This window comes from Herbaspirillum sp. DW155 (assembly GCF_037076565.1).
Classification (GTDB): Bacteria; Pseudomonadota; Gammaproteobacteria; order Burkholderiales; family Burkholderiaceae_D; genus Herbaspirillum.
In genome coordinates, this window is the sequence record NZ_AP029028.1 from 43,149 (window position 1) to 61,487 (window position 18,339).

An 18,339-nucleotide genomic window follows, 5' to 3' on the forward strand; every position below is an offset into this window, starting at 1 on the left:
GAGTCGGTGAAACCGGCACGCTGCATTCGCGGCCGTGCGGGTAATCAGCGGCGCTGGCGTGCAGCCTGACGCCGGGCCTCTTCGGCGGCCTGCTTTTCCTTCCTGGCATCGGCCAGCATCGCCAGTGCCAGTGCCAGCGGCGGATACAGCAGGATCAGGCCGCTCCAGTCATGGTCCGACAGGAACATCAGCACGGCAATGCACAGGTCCACCGCCATCAGGCACATCAATGGCCATCCCACGGGCGCACCCAGGAAGGTCTTCTGTCGCTTGTTCTTGAAATACAGTGCCATGCCATTCACCCTGCTTTGTCGTTCGCCGCATGGCCCGGGTGTCGCGCCGCAGGGGGCGTACTGACTAGCGGGCAGGATGCTGGCGATGGGTTGTCTCCTGAGCGCGATTATAAAAGATGTCGCCAGCCGGGGCGAGGCGGCGGCGCATCTTCCCACCCGGCAAACATGCTTGAGCCTGCCCGTGCGGGATGACGGACCTGTGGAAAAAATATAAAAAAAACGGTCCCGGCAGATGCCGGAACCGTTGCTCCCTGGTACTGGAAACGTACCCGCCTTGATCAACGCGCCTTGGCAGCCCCCGGCCACATCCGCACCACCAGGGCCAGCACGGACGCCATCACTGCCAGCGCCACCACCGCGATCCAACCCCACTGCGCCAGAGCCAGGCTGCCCAGGGCGGCACCGGCGGCCATGCCGATGAACATGCCCACGAACAACACGGCGTTCAAGCGGCTGCGGGCGCCCGGTTCGATGCTGTAGACGATGGTCTGGTGCGCCACCAGCGTGGCCTGCACGCCGAGGTCGAAGCCTATCGCGGCCAGCGCTAGCAGCACCAGTTGACCTTGGGTCGAGAACCACGGCGACAGGGCCATCGATGCAAAAGACAGGGCGGCCAGGGCCACGCCCAGACGGGTCACCAGTTCCGGGCCCTTCTTGTCGGCAATGCGGCCTGCCAGCGGCGCAGCCAGGGCACCGGCAGCACCGGCCAGGCCGAAGGCACCGGCAGCGGCACTGCCCAGGTGGAACGGAGCGCCATGCAGCATCAGCGCCAGAGTCGACCAGAAGGCCGAGAAGCCCACCGACAGCAAACCTTGCGCCAGTGCAGCGCGACGCAGCGCGCCATGCTTTTTCACCAGGGTGCCGAGCGAACCCAGCAGTGCGCCATACGACAGATGCGTGGTCGGATGAAAGCGCGGCAGTCCGCGCCATGCAGCCAGGCCGATCAGGGCGATGCTGGCCGACGCGCCCACGAACATGGCGCGCCAGCCGAAGTGCTCGGCCACGAAGCCGCTGACCACGCGCGAGAGCAGGATGCCCAGCAGCAAGCCGGTCATGACGGTGCCGACGATGCGGCCGCGATGTTGTTCCGGCGCCAGGGTGGCGGCAGCCGGGACGATATCCTGCGCCAGCGTGGCTGTCAGGCCAATGGCCAGGCCGGCCGCCAGCAGGGTCGCCACGCCCGAGGCCGCGCCGGCCAGCAGCAGTGCCACCGTCAGGATGGCGGCCTTGATGAGGATGATGCGGCGGCGGTCATAACGATCGCCCAGCGGGGCCAGCAGCAGGATGCCCAGCGCATAGCCGAGCTGGGTCGACATCGGCACCATGCCCACGGCGCGCTCGGAGGCGCCGATGTCATCGGCCAGCACACCCAGCATGGGTTGCGAATAGTAGAGCGAAGCCACGGCCAGGCCGGCACCGCTGGCCAACAGGCCGATCAGTCCGGTCGATAGCCCGTGGGCGTGGGAGGAAGCCGCTGCAGGGGCGGCTGTATGCGTCTTGGGAATGCTGTTCATGATGGCACCTCGATAAAGTGGGTCTGGCGGCCGGCCCGGGAAATCCCCTCTTTGCCAGCGTTGGAACGGATTGTCCGCTTCCCGGCTCGCATCCGGTAGTAGCGCAGCTGGCAGAATTGTTATACGTTAGCCGTATGACCAAGCCGCCCTCCCCTGCCTCCAGCTTCTCGGCCACCGGCCTGACCGACCGCATCGAACTGATCCAGACCTTCGTGCGCATCGTCGAGGCCGGCAGCCTCTCGGCCGCCGCTGCCCAGCTCGCGACCACCCAGCCCACCGTCAGCCGCCGCCTGCAGGCGCTGGAACGCTCGCTGGGCGTGCGCCTGCTGCAGCGTTCCACCCATGCGATGAAGATGACCGAGGATGGCGAGCGCTGCTACGAGCGCGCCAAGGAATTGCTGGCCGGCTGGGATGAATTCGAAAGCGAATTGCGCGGCGCCCGCCAGCACGCCGCAGGCACGCTGCGCGTGGTGGTGCCGCACGCCTTCGGTCAGAAGCAGCTGATCGCGCCCTTGTTGCAGTTCATGCAGCGCCATCCGCGCATCACCGTCGAATGGCTGTTGCATGACCGCGCGGCGGACTTCATCAGCCAGGGCATCGATTGCGCCATCCAGGTCGGCGAAGTCAGCGATCCCTCGGTGGTCGCCATCCACCTGGCCGAGGTGCCGCGCATGACGGTGGTGGCGCCCGCGCTGCTGCGGGGCCGCCCCCTGCCCCGCCGCCCGCAGGACCTGGCCGCTTTTCCGTGGATTGCTATTCCCGCTTTCTATCGCCGCGAGATCACGCTGACCCATGCCACCAGCGGCGAGCAGCGCCGTGTGGCATTGCGGCCACAACTGGTGACCGACAGCCTGTATGCGCTGCGCAACATCGCCATCGAAGGCATGGGGGTGGCCGTGGGGTCGTCGTGGGTGTTGGCCGAAGACGTGGCGGCGGGTCGTCTGGTGCAGTTGCTACCGGAGTGGGAACCGGCACCGCTGCCGGTGTCGCTGATGTATCCCTATGCGCGTTTCTATCCGGCGCGGCTGCGCCACTTCATCGATACCATGAAGGAAGCGATGCCGGCCGTGGTGCACAGGGCGGTGGGCTGGGGTGCGCACGGAGCCTGAGTGCTGGTCGCGCCAATCCTCGCCAACCCGCACGGCCATGTGGTTCCTTCAGGAAACGCCTGAGGTTCAAGGATGAGCCGGGCGTCTATAGTGCAGCCGAGAAGTTGCCTTTCGGAATGGCGGCCGCAGACGAGCCCGCCGGCCAGAGCAACTTTGGAAATGAATGATGACTTGCAAAGAGGCGCAGGGATCGCCATTCCTATCGGCTTGCTCAAGCGGAGAACAAGAACATGGGTATCGAAGAAGCCGGCGGCGATCTTGCCCGCCACCGTTCACAAGAGCTGGTCGATCAGCTCAACAGGATTCAGGAAATCATGGACAGCCTGACATCGACGTTTGAAGACATCGCGCTTCTTGCCGGCGTCCACGCAGACGGTTCTGCTCAAGCCGTGGCCGTGGCGGCAATTGCCAGGGCCAGGAAGACCTCATGCTGATACGCATGAGGTTCTTGCTTTACATCTCCTTGTCGGATCGAAGACGTCATCCCCGCTGTTGATCCAGCCGCATGGTGCGATGCCGTGCGTAATGCTGATGCCACGAGAACGCCTCTCCCAGCAGATGCGGCGTATGCCCGCCGGCCTGGCAGGCCCGCTCGAAGTAGTCGCGCAATTGCGGCCGGTAATCCGGATGGCAGCACTGCTCGATCACCTTCACCGCCCGCTCGCGCGGTGCCAGACCGCGCAGGTCGGCCAGGCCCCATTCGGTCACCAGCACGTCGACGTCGTGCTCGCTGTGGTCCACATGCGAGACCATCGGCACCACGCTGGAAATCGCCCCGTCCTTGGCCACTGACTTGGACACGAAGATCGAGATCTGCCCGTTGCGCGCAAAGTCGCCCGAGCCGCCGATGCCGTTCATCATGTGCGTGCCGCCCACGTGGGTGGAATTGACGTTGCCATAGAGATCGAATTCCAGCGCCGTGTTCAGCCCGATGATGCCCAGCCGGCGCACCAGCTCGGGATGATTGCTGATCTCCTGCGGACGGAGCACCAGCTTGTCGCGGTAGCGTTCGATGTTGGTCAGGAAGTGGGCGTATTTGGCCTGCGACAGCGTGATCGAGGATGCCGAGGCAAAGGCCAGCTGGCCCGAGTCGAGCAGATCGATGGCGCTGTCCTGCAACACCTCCGAATACATCACCAGGTTGCGGAAGGGAGAGTCCACCAGCCCGTGCAGCACCGCATTGGCAATCGTGCCGATACCGGCCTGCAGCGGCGCCAGGGTGTGCGGCAGGCGGCCGGCTTCCACTTCGCATTCGAGGAAATGGATGACGTGGCGCGCGATGGCGCGGGTTTCATCGTCCGGCGGCAGCACGGAGGACGGACTGTCGGGGGTCTCGGTGAGCACGATGGCCACCACCTTGTCCGCATCGAAAGGAATCACCGGACGGCCGATGCGGTCGCCCGCCGCCGTCAGCGGAATCGGCTTGCGCTCGGGACGCGCGGCCGGCAGGTAGATGTCGTGCAGGCCCTCCAGCGCCAGCGGCATGCTGGTGTTGAGTTCGATGACGATGTGGCGTGCCTGCTCCACGAAGCTGGCCGAATTGCCCACCGACATGGTGGGGACGATGCCCTCTTCGGTGATGGCGGCGGCCTCGATGACGGCGATGTCGATGCGCGAGGGTGTGCCGCTGCGCAGCTGCTCGGCCGTCTCCGAGAGGTGCTGGTCGATGAACATGACTTCGCCCGCATTGATCTTCCTGCGCAGCGTCGGGTCGACCTGGAACGGCAGGCGCCGGGCCAGCAGGCCCGCTTCGGCCATCAGCCCATCGCTGCCATTGCCCAGCGAGGCGCCGGTGATGACGGTGAAATGCAGTTCTTCCTGCGCCGCCCGGTCGGCCAGCGCGCGTGGCATGGCCTTGGCGTCGCCGGCGCGTGTAAAGCCGCTCAGGCCAATGGTCATGCCGTTGTGGAAGAAGGTCGCCGCCTGCGCGGCGGACATGACTTTGCCGGCCAAGGCGGGCTGGCGGATGCGCTGGCTATCCATGAGAGTGTGCTCCTGCTCGGGTTCTTTAGGGGATGTGCAGTGCATCCTTGACGGACTTCTTGCATCTTGTTTGGCCCAAGTATAGGAGCCGCGAGGTATGCGCTGTATGATTAAAATTCCGCTGTTCCAGTCGGAAAATGCATACTTCCCCGACCCCAACCACCACGCTCAAAGCCGCTGCCATGGACATCCGCGCCCTGCGCTACTTCACCGAAACGGTCCGCCTGGCCAGCTTCAGCCGTGCCGCCGATGCCTTGCATGTCACCCAGTCCACCGTCAGCAAGATGGTGCGGCAACTGGAGGAAGAGGTCGATGCCCCGCTGCTGGTGCGCGATGGCCGCCGCCTGCTGCTCACCGATACCGGGCGCGTGGTCTATGAACAGGGCCAGCAGATCCTGGCATCCATGCAGCGGCTCGATGCCGAAGTGCGTGATACCAAGGCCTTGCGCTGCGGCCGCCTGGAGATCGGTATCCCGCCCATGATCAACATCCTCTGCACGCCGGTATTGAAGGCCTTCCGCGAGCGCCATCCCGAGATCGCCATCGTGCTCACCGAAGACACCGGCCCGCAGATCGAACAGCGCGTGGCCAATGGCGAACTGGAGATCGGCATGACCGTGCTGCCGGCCGACCCCGAGCTGGAGTTGCAGACCCTGCCGGTGGCGCGCTATCCCATGTGGGCGGTGGCCCGGGCTGGGCGCTTCCAGAAGAACCGCGCCACCCTGCGCTGCGCCCAGCTCGATGGCATGCCGCTGGTGCTGCTCAACAACGAGTTCGGCCTCACCCGCAGCCTGCGCGGCATGTTCCGGGAGCTGGACATCGCCCCCGAGATCGTCGCCCAGAGCGCCCAGTGGGACTGGCTGGTGGCCATGGCCCTGGCCGGCATGGGCGCGGCCCTGCTGCCCGAGCCCTTCATCCACCGCCTGGCCAGCGACCAGTTGCAGGCGGTGCGGCTGGTGGAGCCGGAAGTGCAGTGGCAGGTGGCCTACGTCACGCGGGGCGGCTATCTCTCGCACGCGGCGCGGGCGTGGATGGCCCTGAGCGAAGACTTGTTTGCCGGTGGCCGTTCACGGAAATGACCCCCACGGGGACAGGCGATATCAAGGCGGATTTTTCAGGCCATGTGAGGGCGCAGACAATGCATTCCATTTTGGAATGGAATCGGTGAATTTAAGTCATGCTGTGCATGAAGCGGTTTCCTATACTGATCATGCCGACACCTGCCGCACCCCCCTCACCCGTGAAGATGGAACCGGAATGACGTCATAGCGCGTGAGCGCACGGGTGTCGGCAACCTCCACGCAGTGCGTTGCCCTCCACCATCCGCTCTCTCGCCAGCACGATCATGCCGCCGCTCTTGTCGTCGCGTTTTTCTTCGCGTTTGTTTTCGCGTTTTTCGCTGTACCGTTTCCTGCTGCTCCATTACTGCCGCCGCTGCCGCACCCGCGTGGAGCGCTGGCGCATGCAGTTCCCGCTGCGCCATGCCAACCTGTCCGAGGGCCTGCGTGCGGCCTGCGGGGCGGCGGCCATGCTGCTCTTGGGCGAGTGGCTGGGCAATCCCCTTTTCTCCTGGGCCGCCATCGGCGCCTTTTTGACCTGCCTGGCCGATAGTGCCGGGTCCAACCGCGCGCGCCTGGCCTCCATGGGCGGCTTCGCGCTGGCCTCCACCCTGGGTGGCATGGTCGCCGCCAGCGCGGCCGGCTGGAGCGTGGAGGCGGGTTTGCTGGCCATCATGGCCTGTGCCGGCGTGGCCGGCTTCTCGCGCATCTATGGTGCCGCCGCCGGACTGGTGCTGATGCTGGCCGCCGGCGTCTCGGCCATCATGGCCGATGCCCCCGTGGTGCTGTGGCCGCTGGCGCAGAGCCACGTGCTGATCTACTTTGCCGGTTGCCTGTGGGCGCTGCTGCTGGGCCTGACGGTGTGGCGCATCCACCCCTTCGCGCCGGCGCGTCAGGCCGTCGCGCGTGCCTATGGCACGCTGGCCGAGCTGGCGGCCATTGCCGCGGCCACCGACCTGGAGGATGCGGCCTATGCCGTGCATGCCGCCGAACTGGCCGCCCATACCCGCCGTCATGCGCGCTTCGATCTGGCGGCGGCACATCGGGCGCTGCAAGCGGTCGCGATCGAACGCACCGAATCGCGCCGCCTGTATGAAAACCTGCTGGTGCGTCTGGCCCGTGCGGACGCGCTGCTGGATGGCATCACCGTACTGGCCGATCTGCAACTCACGCATTACCAGCCGCTGCGCGCGCGTCAGCGCAGCGCCCGCGTGCTGGGTGCGATTGCCCAGCAGTTGCAGGCCATGCAGCGGGAGATGCAGCGCGGCCAGGCCATCGCCGCCGACGAGGATGCCCGCATCATGCTGCGCCTGCGCCAGCTGGTGGCGCGCCTGCCCAGCGGGACCGCACGGCTGCTGCAACAGCTCGATATGCCGCTGGCCTTGGGCGCCGACGACCCTGCCCGTCTCAAGCAGGCGGCCCGCACGGCGCGTGCCGAGCGTGGCGGCATGGCGACCGTGCTGCATCTGGTGCGCGCGCTGGCGCGCAAGGCCGCGCTGCACGTACGCGCCGGCTCGGCCGAATGGCATCACGCCTGGCGCTGTGCGGCCGCTGCCGGTGCCACTTACCTGATCGTGCATCTGCTGGAATTGCCCTTCGGCTATTGGGCCACCATGGCCACCATGCTGGTCATGCAGCCGAGCATCGCCGACAGCTGGTCGCGCAGCATGGAGCGCGCGGTCGGCAGCGTAGTCGGCGGCGTGCTGGCGATGGCGGTCTGTCTGGTGGTGCACTCGCCGCTGGGCCTGGCGCTGCTGGTGTTTCCGCTGACCGTGCTGACCATGGCGCTGCGCCCGGTCAGCTATGGGCTGTATGCCACCTTCCTTACGCCGGTCTTCGTGCTGGTGGCCGATGTCGGTGGCGACCCTGCCCATGAACTGACCAATGCGGCGCTGCGCGCCGGCAACAACGTCATCGGTGCGCTGGTGGCGGTGCTGGCCAGTTATCTGTTCTGGCCGCGTCGCCAGCAGGACGACCCGCAACGCCAGCTGCGCGCCATGGCCCGGCTCAACCTGGCCTATCTCACGGCCGCGCTGGCCGGGCGCGATGCGGTGTCGGACAAGACCCGGCTGACGCAATTGCACGCACATCGGCGCGAGGCCTGCGTGGCCAATGTCGAGGCCGGTCTGTTGTTGCAGCGGCAGGCACGCGAACGCGGCTGGCCCGAGCGCGACCAGGGCCGTGGCCGCACCGCCGTGGCCCTGTCGCGCCGCCTGGCGGCGGCCGCCAGCCATGTGTGGGCGCATCCGCATGCGGTCGAGCCGGCCTTGCCGGAGTGGCTGCGTGCGCTGACCCAAGCTCTGCAGGAGCAGGACACGGCGGCGCTGCACGCTCTCACGCGCCAGCGCCCTGCCCCGGTGCAACTGGCCCAGGCGGCCGCAGTGGAGACCGCCTGCCTGCTGGTGGCGGCGCTGGAGGCCGCGCAGGCAGCCGATGCACAGCCTGCGGGCAATTAGCGGAAACAAAATTCCCCTTCCCCGTTCGAACCGGAAAAGCGCAACGCGCCTACCGCTTCAACAACATTGGATGGAAGGGAAACAATGCATCTGGATCTCGGTTTTCTGTACAACATGAACGAGGGGCCGCTGCGCTCCGGCCTGATCGTACTGGGCGTGGCTGTGGTGGCAGTACTGGTGGCGATCCTGTTGCATCGCATGGGCATCGCCCTGGTGCGGCGCCTCGCGCACGGGCGGCCCTTCACCACCACGGCCACCCGCGTCACCTTCAATGCCAGCCGCACCTGCGTGATCCTCTTCATGCTGCGCCTGGTGCTGGCCGGTGCCCCGGACAACACGCCGGGCCTCACGCGGATTTCCTATCTGACCTCGGTGGCCTTCATCCTGGCGCTGACCTGGTTCCTCATGCGCTGCGTGAAATCGGTCAGCACGACCGTCATCAGTCTCAATCCCTACGACGTGGCCGACAATCTCAAGGCGCGCCGCATCCTGACCCAGACCCGCGTGCTCTCGCGCAGCGCCTATTTCATCATCGCGCTGCTGGGCCTGGCCTTCGTCCTGCTCACCCTGCCCGGTGCGCGCCAGTTCGGCGCCAGCCTGCTGGCCTCGGCCGGGGTCGCCGGCATCGTCGCCGGTATTGCCGCCAAGCCGGTGCTGGGCAATTTCTTTGCGGGCCTGCAGATCGCGTTTTCGCAACCGATCCGCATCGATGACGTGTTGATCGTCCAGGGCGAATGGGGTCGGGTGGAAGAGATCACCGGCACCTTCGTCGTGGTGAGGATCTGGGACGAGCGGCGCATGATCGTGCCGCTGCAATGGTTCATCGAAAATCCCTTCGAGAACTGGACCCACACGTCCTCTACCCTGCTCGGTACGGTCTTCCTGTGGCTGGACTTCTCGGTGCCGACGGCGGCCATCCGTGCCGAATTCGAGCGGGTCTGCCAGACCCTGCCGCTATGGGACAAGCGCGTGTGCGTGATGCACGTGACCGATACCAGCGAACGCAGCATGCAGATCCGCCTGCTGGTCTCGGCGCGGGATTCCGGCAGTGCCTTCGACCTGCGCTGCCAGATCCGCGAACACATGATCGGTTTCATCGCGGCGAATTATCCGGGCGCCCTGCCCCGCCTGCGTGCCGACGTGGAGGCGCGCAACCGGCCGGAAGCGCCCGACACCATTATCGACGGTGCGCCGGGAGAAAAAACCGGCTGAACAAAACGAAGCGGGCCGCACTTGCGTGGGGCCCGCCTGGAGGGGGAATCTGGCGCGCCGGCTGGTCCGGCGCGCCTTTTTTGCGACTTCAATTTATTGATTCGAGATGGCCAGCTCGCCATTGGCGCGGGCCTGGACCAGTTCGGCGCGCACTTCATCGCGGCTCTTGGTGGAGGCCACGGCCTTCACGTCCTGGTCACGGTCGGTGACCAGCAGCTGACCGGTGGCACGGGCTTGCTGCAGTTCGGCGACGACTTCGGCGCGGGTCTTGGTGGAGACGAAACGGCTTTCAGCGGGGTATTGGGCTTCAGCCATGGCAGCGCCAACGGCGGTGGTCAGCAGCAGGCCGGCAAACAGGTTCTTGGCAATGGTCTTGGTGTTCATGATGGCTTCCTTTTCGTGAGAGAAGATGCGCACGTCAACCCGTTCCGAAGGGGGATCAGTCATCGCGTGCTGTCATCGTGAAACCAAGTGTAGAGATCCGCGCCTCAAAGAAAAAGCCGAAAATCCGGAATTCATTGTTCCGGAAAACACTAACAATTTTCATCCTTGCAGGATTGCCGGACATGGCCCGGAAAGCAGAGGAGAGACGCCGGGATTTTTGCTGTCGGAAAGAAATAAAAAACTTAGAAAGAGGAAAAGCCATCTCTAAGAATGACGGTGTCCAGAAACTTAGAGAAATGAGATCGTTGATGTCGCGGGAGGAACGGCAGAAATGATCTGGCGCGATCCGATGATCACGCAGAAAAGGCAGGCGGGCCACACTACCGGCGACCGAGGGGAGAGAGTGTCGCTTTCGTGGGCCCGCCTGGGGAGAAACGCTGGTGCCGGTGTCGCCGGCGCGATGGAGATGCTGCGTGCTGCCGCTTACTGATTGGAGATGGCCAGCTCGCCGTTGGCACGCGCGGTGGCCAGTTCGGCGCGCACTTCGTCACGGCTCCTGGCGGAGGCCACAGTCTTCACGTCCTGGTCGCGGTCGGTGACCAGCAACTGGCCGGTGGCACGGGCTTGCTGCAGTTCGGCGATGACTTCGGCGCGGGTCTTGGTGGAGACGAACCTGGTGTCGGGCACGCGCGAGGCTTCGGCCATGGCGGCGCCAACGGCGGTAGTCAACAGCAGGCCGGCGAGGAGGTTTTTGGCAATGTTCTTGGTGTTCATGATCGTTCCTTTGTGAGTGTGGAGATGAGCACTTCAACCCGGACCGGCGTTGGTGGTTCAGTCGTTGTGTGCTGTCATCTTGGGATCAAGTGTAGAGATCCACGCGGGGCGGATAAAGCGGCCAAACCGGAATTCATCATTCCGGAATTCCGAACAAGATGGTCCGTATAAAAACTTAGAAACACAAATAATGAAAACTTAGAAACGTAAAACACGAAATATAAGTATTTGTGAAATATGAAAATGGCAAATAATGGCGCATTCTCATAGGGGAAATACGTCATTCTGGCAGGCGCAATACGCTGCCGGAAACTTAGAAAATGGGGAATGAGGAACGGGACGCATGCGCAGAGGCGAAGACCCGGAAAAAGGTCAGGCGGACCCCGCTACCGGCGACCGAGGGGAGAGAATGTCGCTTTCGTGAGATCCGCCTGGGGAGAAACTGCCGCAGCGGGATCGCCGCTGCGCTTGCTGCGGCATCGGCCCGGCGCTTGAGCCGGGGCAATGCGGGCGTGCTGATTACAGTGCAGGTGCCTGGCTGTTGCTGATGGCGCTACCGTCCTGACGGGCTTGCTGCAGTTGCTCTTGCACCTGGGCGCGGGTCAGGGTGGAGTGGAACGGCTTGTCCGCCGGATATTGATCGGTCACCAGCAGTTCGCCGTTGGCGCGGGCTTGCTGCAGCTCAGCGCGCACTTCAGCGCGGGTCTTGGTGGAGACGAAGGGCTTGTCCACCGGATACTGGTCGCTGACCAGCATGTCGCCATTGGCGCGTGCCTGCTTCAGCTCGGCGATCACTTCGGCACGGCTCTTGGTCGAGACGATCTGGTTGGCAGGAGGATACGGTGCTTCGGCCATCGCGGCACCGACGGCGGTGGTCAACAGCAGACCGGCAAACAGATTCTTGGCAATGTTCTTGGTGTTCATGATCGTTCCTTTGTGAGTAAGAGGATGAGCACCGCAACCTGTGACTACCCTTGTGGTTCAGTCGTTGTGTGCTGTCATCGTGAAACCAAGTGTAGGGATTCATCGCGCCCGGAAAAAGAAGACAAAGCGGAATACATCATTCCAGAAACGCGAACAATCAATTTTTTCGAGGCTGTACCGGGATTTTTACGCCGCATCTGCACATCGATTTTTGACAAGAAATTGCATATCTTGCATCGATGTATGCGACTCAAGTGATTGATTTTCAAGGAAAAGGCAGGAATAAACCTTCATGGGGCCATTTTCGAGGTGCCACCGATTTTGCGATGCCGCAAAGATTTTTCAATCGTCCCAATAGAGAATACCAATAACTTGTTCAATCTATTTGAGCAAGTTTTTCAGGCACACGTTGTATACGATAAGATATAGCGCTATGTCGATCTAGCCGATACCTTGCCTCCCCTTCTTCCATCACCCGATCACAGGACAGCCCGATGCCCACCGCCCTCGCCCTGCGTCACGTCGCCAATGAAGATCTCGGCCAGTTGTATCCGTTGCTGTCGGCCAATGGCTACCAGATCCGCTACTTCGATGTGGGGGTGGATGCCTTTGCCGATGTCTCGCCGCTGGATGCGGCCGTGGTGATCGTGCTCGGCGGTCCGGTGGCGGTCTATGACAGCGAGGCTTATCCCTGGCTGCGTCCGGAAGTCGCGTGGTTGCGCGCGCGCCTGCTGGAGGACTTGCCTACCTTGGGCATAGGACTGGGCGCGCAGTTGATGGCGTCGGCCTTGCATGCGCGCGTCTATCCCGGCAGTTGCGGCAAGGAGATCGGCTGGGCCAGCCTGCAGGCCGGGCAGCATCTGGCCGATTCGCCCTGGTTGCAGGAACTGGTGGACCAGCAGACACCGGTATTGCACTGGCATGGCGATACCTTCGATCTGCCGCCGGGAGCGCGCCATCTGGCTTCTTCGGCGCGCTATCCCAACCAGGCCTTTGCGTGGGGCCGGCATGGGCTGGCCCTGCAGTTTCATCCCGAGGTGGACGTGCGCACGGTGGAGCATTGGCTCATCAGCCATGCGCATGAGATCGCGCATACGCGCAACATCAGCCTGGCCAGCTTGCGCGCTGACGCCCAGCGCCACGGCCGGCAGTTCGAGACCGCAGTGCGGCGCTTCTGGCAGGGATGGCTGGCGAGCCTGCCGGGCCAGTCGGCGGCGCTGGCGCAGGGCGATACCTGAAATCGCTCATGCATTTGCGGCATCGGAGAGGCGCCAAATCAGTCCTTGTCCGACATAGCGCAACAGCAAGCTTGCCTATAGTGGCTGCATGGATCGCCGATCCAGCATCCCGGGTTGCATGACCCCTCGGGCTTTCCGATAAACACAATGCAAGGAGGTAAGCATGAAGACTCGTCACATCCTGATCTCGTCCCTGTTCATGGCCCTGGCCGGTAGCGCGATGGCGCAAAATGCACCGACCAGCGGCAACGCCGTGGCGGCCGCACCGATGAGCGCCGCCTCGACCACCACGCCGTCGGCCGTGCCGTCCAATGATCCCTTCGTGCAGAAGCGCCAGGCTGACGCCGACGCCAAGGCCGAGTACAAGGCACAGAAGAAGGCCGCCAAGCAGGAGTACAAGGCCGACAAGAAGGCGGCCAAGGAGCAACTGAAGCAGGAAAAGATGGAATCGACCGCGCAGCGCAACGAAGCCCTGGCGACCTCGCCGGCAACCAAGACCGACCGGACTCCCTGAGTTGACCGTCTGAATTCTTGAGGATTATCCCCGGCTGCGGCCGGGGATTCAGGTTGATGACGAACCCCGTGTTTTCGAACACGGGGTTTTGTTTTTCAGGCGCAGGTAATTTGCAGATGGTCGATGGCGCAGAAGCCAAGCAATGCGCTCATTTTTCTCTGTAGCCACTTTTGTACGCTGGCATAGGCGTTCAAGCCCGGTAAAAGCGCGCGCAAGCGCGCCACCAGCAGGGCAATCTTCTTCATGTTCTGGGCCGCCGCCGCCAACAAGCACTGCTCGGCGACCTTGCGCAAGCCGCGCATGCGGGCATAGCGATGTCCGTGCAATTGCTTGGCGTCGGCGAAGCTGCGTTCTACCGTTTCCTTGCGTCGGGCATAGATGCGCTTGCCCCATTCGGTACGACGCCGATCATCCACCTTCTCCTTGGAACGCTCCCACACATGGCGCGTCACCACCTTGACCGCATTGGCGCTATTGGTGCATTGCTCGCGTACCTTGCAGCCCCGGCATTGTTCAGGCTTGGATTTGTATTCCCGATACCCCTGCCGATTGGTGGTGCTGTAGTGCAAGGACTGGCCCTGCGGGCAGATGTATTCGTCACGGTAGGCATCGTACTCATACGCCCGTTTAAAGAATGTCCCCGGCTTGTGGTTGGGTGTGCGGTAGCCCATCACGCCGCTGATCTCGCGATTCTCCAGTCCCTGGCAGACGGCCGGTGTGAAATAGCCAGCATCCAGGCCAACGGCCTGTACATCAAATCCGAACGTCTGGCGCTGACGATCCAGGCGTGCCAGATAAGGTTGACTGTCATGGACTGAGGCGGGCGTGACATGGGTATCGGTAATGATGCAATGCTTGGCATCGACGGTGCGGTGATCCAGGTAGAAGAAGCCCTTGGGCTTGTCGTCGCGCACCATGTAGCCGCTCTCGGGATCGGTGCGACTAACCTTGATCTCTTTGGTGGGCGGCTCATCATCATCGTCACGTTTGAGCGGCTTCTTGCCATGCTCGGCACGGTCGATATCCACAGCCGCATCCAGTTCGGCCAGATAGGCCGAGGGTGTCTGGGCAACTTGAACGTAGTCGAACTTGTTCTTGTTGGCGTTGGCCTTGAGGTGGGTGCTGTCGCTGTAGAGCACACGGCCATCGACCATGCCGCGTCCAATGGCCTGGCGCACGATCTCGTCGAAGATGTCTTGATAGACGGTGGTATCAATGAAGCGGCGGCGCCGGTTCTGGGAGAAGGTGGAGGAGTCCGGCACCTTGTCGGTCAGACGGAATCCGGCAAACCAGCGATAGGCCACGTTGACCTGGACCTCGCGGATGAGCTGGCGCTCGCTGCGGATACCGAAGAGGTAGCCGATGAACAAGAGCTTGAAGAGTACCACCGGGTCCAGTGCCGGGCGGCCATTGTCGGCGCAATACAGATGCGCCACCTTCTCGCGGATGAACTCGAAATCCACCGCCGCGTCGATCTTGCGCAGCAGGTGGTCCTTGGGCACGAGCATCTCGATGGTCACCATCTCTAACTCGTGCTGGGCGGCTGTCGGTTTTTTGAGCATGACCGATTAAACAACAAAGCCTTGGCTCTCGCCAGGGCTTTGTCATCAATCTGTATCCCCGGCTGCGGCCGGGGATTTTTTTATCTGCCGCGGCGCCGGATCAGTTGCGCCCCTGCCGCCACAAGCACCGCGCCATCCATGCCGCCGTCACCACCTGCAACAGCATGAACCCGGCCACGGCATTCCATCCCGCGTGTTCCCAGAACCAGCCGCCGACCGAGCCGAGCACGCTGCCACCCAGATAGTAGGACAGCAGATAGAGCGAGGCCGCGTGTCCGCGTCCGCTGCTGGCCATGCGGCCGACCCAGCTGCTGGCGGCCGAATGCGTGGTGAAAAATCCGATGGTCAGCAGCACGATGCCCGCGATGACGACCGCCAGCCACGGCGTGCAGCTCAGGAACAGACCCAGGCAGGAAGTGCCGATGCCCGCAGCCACCAGCGGCGCGCGACCATAACGATCAGCCAGGGCACCCGCCCACGAGGAGGAGACGATGCCGAAGATGTAGGCGCTGAAGATGAGCCCGGTCACCGTGGCCGAGAGCGAGAACGGTGGGCTCATCAGGCGAAAGCCCGCGTAGTTGTACGAGGTGGCGAAGATGCCCATGTTCAGCGCGGCGATGCCGAAGGTCAGCGGCAGGCGCGCATGGCCGAGGTGGCGCTGCCACAGCGCGAGGTGGTCGCGCAGCCGCATCGTGCCATTGCGTACGAAGTTGCGCGAAGCCGGCAGCATCAGCACGAAGGCCACCGCCAGCGCGAGGTCCAGCACGCCGATGGCGAGCATGGCATGACGCCAGCCGAAGTGTTCGGACAGCGTACTCATGGCGACCCGCCCTACCATGCCGCCAAAGGCATTGCCGCCTACGTACAGGCCCATGGCATAGCCCAGTCCGGCGGCATCGATCTCTTCGGCGAGGTAGGCCATGGCGACTGCCGGTACGCCGCCCAGGGCAATGCCTTCGAGCGCGCGCGCGACCAGGATCAGCTCCCAGTCGGGTGCCACCGCGGCCAGCAGGTTGCAGCAGGCGGCCGTGGCCAGCGAGGCGAACATCAGTTCCTTGCGGCCGTAGCGTTCCGAGACCATCCCCGCCAGCAGGATCGAGATGGCCAGAAAACCGGTGGACAAGGACAGCGCCAGCGAGGCACTGGCCGCGCCGATCCGGAATTCACGGGCGAAGGCCGGCAGCAGCGGTTGCACGCAGTACAGCAGAGAAAAGGTGGCGAAGCCCGAGCAGAACAGCGCCAGCACGATGTTGCGATAGGCGGCCGAGCCGCGCACGGCACCGCCCGCAGGACGATGGGTGGCGCGGTTGAGCGCGCCGTCGGCGCTGACGCCAGCCGGCCTGGCGGTGGCGGAGGAATCCGAGAGGGACTGCATGGCAATGGGCGCGCAGGTGGGGCGCGCGCGAAGTGTGTTGTGGAGGGGGCAGTCTGGAACAGTTAGAATATATTGTCCAATATATGGCACCTGCCCCGTCCATCTATCGGACAGATATCACAGCCTGCAATTCACCCCGATATGGAACTCCGACACCTCCGCTATTTCCTCGCCGTGGCCGAACAACGCAGCTTCACCCGTGCTGCCGAGAAGGTCGGCATTGGCCAGCCGCCGCTGTCGATGCAGATCAAGGATCTGGAAGAAGAGATCGGTGGCGCCCTGTTCCGGCGCACTTCGCATGGGGTGGAACTCTCCGAGGTCGGGCGGGTGTTCCTGCCCCATGCGCAGAAGGCCGTGGACGATGCCGAGCAGGCGCTGCGCGCAGCCCGGCAGGCCGCCAGCGGCGAAGCGGGTTTGCTGCGCATGGGCTTTACGTCCTCGGCGGTGTTTCATCCGCAGGTCTCGCATGCCCTGCAGCAGTTCCGCGAGCGCCACCGCAAGCTGGAGATTTCATTGAGCGAAGGGATCACCGAGCAGTTGCTGGCCGATATCGCCGCCTCCCAGCTGGATGCCGCTTTCGTGCGCATCGTGACGACGCCCTCGGCAGAGCTTGGCGTGGTCGAGCTGCCCGCTGAAAAACTGAAGGTGGCGTTGCCGCGCTCGCATCCGCTGGCGCGGCGCAAGTCGCTGCGTCTGCAGGATCTGGCCGAGGAGAATTTCATCATGGTCCCGCGCGGCAAGGGCTCGGCGCTCTATGACAGCATCTTCAGCGCCTGCCAGGCCGCCGGGTTTGATCCGCAGGTGATTCAGCTGGCGCCGCAACTGACCTCGGCCATCAACCTGGTGGCCGCCGGCCTGGGCATTTCCATCGTTCCCGAGGCCATCGAACAGGTGCAGCTGGCGCAGGTGCGCTACATCGACATCCGCGAGCCGGCGCCGCGCGCGCAACTGTCGCTGGCATATCACCGGCAATCGATTGCGGCGGCGCGCTTTGCGGCGCACCTGCAGCGTTCGCTCAAGCGCGGCATGCATGACAAATGAACAGAGAAGACGGCCGCCCTGGATCGCATCGCATACCTGTTGATGCAAGAGTTCAGTTGGACCTGAAGCGTCCCAGCACGGAATTGGCCTGCCTCAGGAAGGCCTCGGGATGCGCTTCCACCAGCATGTCCAGCGCGGGCAGCATGCGTTCGAGCGCGATGGTCAGGGCGATATCGCTGATCTCCTCGCCCCATAGCACCTTCTGCACGAAGGCCGCCGGGCCGATCTCGGCGATGAGGCTCATGCTCATCTGGCGTTCCAGGGTGTCGGGACGCGGACCGAAAGTTTCATCGAAGAGGCGCAGGATGGCTTCTTCCAGTTCCACCCGTTGCGCCCGCTGGTCCGGCTCGTCCGGCATGGCGCTGTCGTGCGGGTGCGACGACGCCGGGTCGGTGGGCGCGGACATCTGGCTGTTGTCGATGAGCGCGCGGGCTTCCCCGGCCATGCGGCTCAGTTGCTGCACGTGCAGCGTCAATGCGCTGATTTCGGCCAGCAACGTGCGCAGTGGCATCTGTTGCGGCATATCGGATTCGGCCGGACCTGCTGGATGTGGAATCATCTTGTTGTTGTCACTCAGGCCAACCGGCCTGGCTCCCGTGCAAGCTGCTGCTTGAATCGATCGCACCAACCCGCCGCCCCCGCGCGGCATTGCTGGCTCCCTGTCGTCCGGTCTGCGTCGCCGGCGATTAATTTCCATGCGGAAACATCGAGAAGTATAGTGCGGTGCAATAATTTACGCATGAAAATTTCTGTGGCGGTCGGCGAAGAAGCGACAATCTGGCCGAAGTTGTTGACGAAATAATAAAAGAAAAACGCAGGCTTGCGCATTCGAGTTGTTATCAAAACAACGGTTCCGAGAGGCTTTTAGTCACCTGGATGCGACATATCGTCGCAGCGGGCGT

General features: G+C 63.8%; 19 protein-coding genes. 8 read left to right on the forward strand and 11 right to left on the reverse strand.

The window, feature by feature from the left end:
- Positions 1–44: 44 nt before the first annotated feature.
- Positions 45–293 carry a hypothetical protein gene (locus tag AACH55_RS00165; protein ID WP_338717404.1) on the reverse strand — a complete coding sequence of 83 codons (249 nt, stop codon included), beginning with the start codon at positions 291–293 and terminating at the stop codon, positions 45–47.
- A 278-nt stretch (positions 294–571) separates the two neighbouring features.
- Positions 572–1,807 (reverse strand): MFS transporter, encoded by a 1,236-nt coding sequence (locus AACH55_RS00170; protein ID WP_338717405.1) that lies wholly within the window; start codon positions 1,805–1,807, stop codon positions 572–574.
- A 134-nt stretch (positions 1,808–1,941) separates the two neighbouring features.
- Between AACH55_RS00170 and AACH55_RS00175 the strand changes: the two genes are divergently transcribed.
- Together AACH55_RS00175 and AACH55_RS00180 are read left to right on the forward strand one after the other, a co-directional pair.
- Positions 1,942–2,916, forward strand: coding sequence for a LysR substrate-binding domain-containing protein (locus AACH55_RS00175; RefSeq protein WP_338717406.1), 975 nt, complete (start codon positions 1,942–1,944; stop codon positions 2,914–2,916).
- A 230-nt stretch (positions 2,917–3,146) separates the two neighbouring features.
- Positions 3,147–3,350 carry a hypothetical protein gene (locus AACH55_RS00180; protein WP_338717407.1) on the forward strand — a complete coding sequence of 68 codons (204 nt, stop codon included), beginning with the start codon at positions 3,147–3,149 and terminating at the stop codon, positions 3,348–3,350.
- Positions 3,351–3,396: 46 nt separating this feature from the next.
- Here the strand turns inward: AACH55_RS00180 and AACH55_RS00185 are convergent, their stop codons facing one another.
- A complete protein-coding gene (locus tag AACH55_RS00185) occupies positions 3,397–4,899 on the reverse strand; it encodes an acetyl-CoA hydrolase/transferase family protein (RefSeq protein WP_338717408.1) in 1,503 nt (500 codons plus the stop codon).
- A 182-nt stretch (positions 4,900–5,081) separates the two neighbouring features.
- Here AACH55_RS00185 and AACH55_RS00190 point away from each other — a divergent pair, with 182 nt between their 5' ends.
- From AACH55_RS00190 to AACH55_RS00200, 3 genes are all read left to right on the forward strand, one after another.
- Complete coding sequence (locus AACH55_RS00190) at positions 5,082–5,978, forward strand: LysR substrate-binding domain-containing protein (RefSeq protein ID WP_338720420.1); 897 nt, start codon at positions 5,082–5,084, stop codon at positions 5,976–5,978.
- Between the two features lie 266 nt (positions 5,979–6,244).
- Positions 6,245–8,413: an FUSC family protein gene (locus AACH55_RS00195; protein WP_338717409.1), complete on the forward strand. Its 2,169-nt coding sequence runs from the start codon at positions 6,245–6,247 to the stop codon at positions 8,411–8,413.
- A gap of 84 nt (positions 8,414–8,497) precedes the next feature.
- On the forward strand, positions 8,498–9,625 hold the full coding sequence (locus AACH55_RS00200) for a mechanosensitive ion channel domain-containing protein (protein ID WP_338717410.1): 1,128 nt from the start codon (positions 8,498–8,500) through the stop codon (positions 9,623–9,625).
- A gap of 93 nt (positions 9,626–9,718) precedes the next feature.
- Here AACH55_RS00200 and AACH55_RS00205 read toward each other — a convergent pair whose 3' ends face one another.
- From AACH55_RS00205 to AACH55_RS00220, 4 genes are all read right to left on the reverse strand, one after another.
- A complete protein-coding gene (locus AACH55_RS00205) occupies positions 9,719–10,072 on the reverse strand; it encodes a DUF4148 domain-containing protein (RefSeq protein WP_338717411.1) in 354 nt (117 codons plus the stop codon).
- Positions 10,065–10,388 carry a hypothetical protein gene (locus AACH55_RS00210; protein WP_338717412.1) on the reverse strand — a complete coding sequence of 108 codons (324 nt, stop codon included), beginning with the start codon at positions 10,386–10,388 and terminating at the stop codon, positions 10,065–10,067. Before AACH55_RS00210 ends, AACH55_RS00205 begins: the two co-directional genes overlap by 8 nt.
- A gap of 104 nt (positions 10,389–10,492) precedes the next feature.
- Complete coding sequence (locus AACH55_RS00215; protein ID WP_338717413.1) at positions 10,493–10,783, reverse strand: DUF4148 domain-containing protein; 291 nt, start codon at positions 10,781–10,783, stop codon at positions 10,493–10,495.
- Positions 10,784–11,302: 519 nt separating this feature from the next.
- Positions 11,303–11,707, reverse strand: coding sequence for a DUF4148 domain-containing protein (locus AACH55_RS00220; RefSeq protein WP_338717415.1), 405 nt, complete (start codon positions 11,705–11,707; stop codon positions 11,303–11,305).
- A 494-nt stretch (positions 11,708–12,201) separates the two neighbouring features.
- Here AACH55_RS00220 and AACH55_RS00225 point away from each other — a divergent pair, with 494 nt between their 5' ends.
- Positions 12,202–12,945 (forward strand): glutamine amidotransferase, encoded by a 744-nt coding sequence (locus AACH55_RS00225; protein ID WP_338717416.1) that lies wholly within the window; start codon positions 12,202–12,204, stop codon positions 12,943–12,945.
- Between the two features lie 163 nt (positions 12,946–13,108).
- Positions 13,109–13,459, forward strand: coding sequence for a hypothetical protein (locus tag AACH55_RS00230; RefSeq protein ID WP_338717417.1), 351 nt, complete (start codon positions 13,109–13,111; stop codon positions 13,457–13,459).
- 95 nt (positions 13,460–13,554) lie between these two features.
- Here AACH55_RS00230 and AACH55_RS00235 read toward each other — a convergent pair whose 3' ends face one another.
- Both AACH55_RS00235 and AACH55_RS00240 read right to left on the reverse strand, forming a co-directional pair.
- Positions 13,555–15,021: an IS1182 family transposase gene (locus AACH55_RS00235; protein ID WP_338714814.1), complete on the reverse strand. Its 1,467-nt coding sequence runs from the start codon at positions 15,019–15,021 to the stop codon at positions 13,555–13,557.
- Positions 15,022–15,121: 100 nt separating this feature from the next.
- Positions 15,122–16,396 (reverse strand): MFS transporter, encoded by a 1,275-nt coding sequence (locus tag AACH55_RS00240; protein WP_338717418.1) that lies wholly within the window; start codon positions 16,394–16,396, stop codon positions 15,122–15,124.
- A 141-nt stretch (positions 16,397–16,537) separates the two neighbouring features.
- On the opposite strand from AACH55_RS00240, the gene AACH55_RS00245 reads away from it, so the two are divergent.
- On the forward strand, positions 16,538–17,437 hold the full coding sequence (locus AACH55_RS00245; RefSeq protein WP_338717419.1) for a LysR family transcriptional regulator: 900 nt from the start codon (positions 16,538–16,540) through the stop codon (positions 17,435–17,437).
- Positions 17,438–17,489: 52 nt separating this feature from the next.
- Here the strand turns inward: AACH55_RS00245 and AACH55_RS00250 are convergent, their stop codons facing one another.
- The gene (locus AACH55_RS00250; RefSeq protein WP_338717421.1) at positions 17,490–17,948 is read right to left on the reverse strand and encodes a hypothetical protein; all 459 of its coding nucleotides are present in this window, start codon (positions 17,946–17,948) and stop codon (positions 17,490–17,492) included.
- Between the two features lie 62 nt (positions 17,949–18,010).
- Complete coding sequence (locus AACH55_RS00255) at positions 18,011–18,265, reverse strand: hypothetical protein (RefSeq protein ID WP_338717422.1); 255 nt, start codon at positions 18,263–18,265, stop codon at positions 18,011–18,013.
- Positions 18,266–18,339 lie beyond the last annotated feature (74 nt).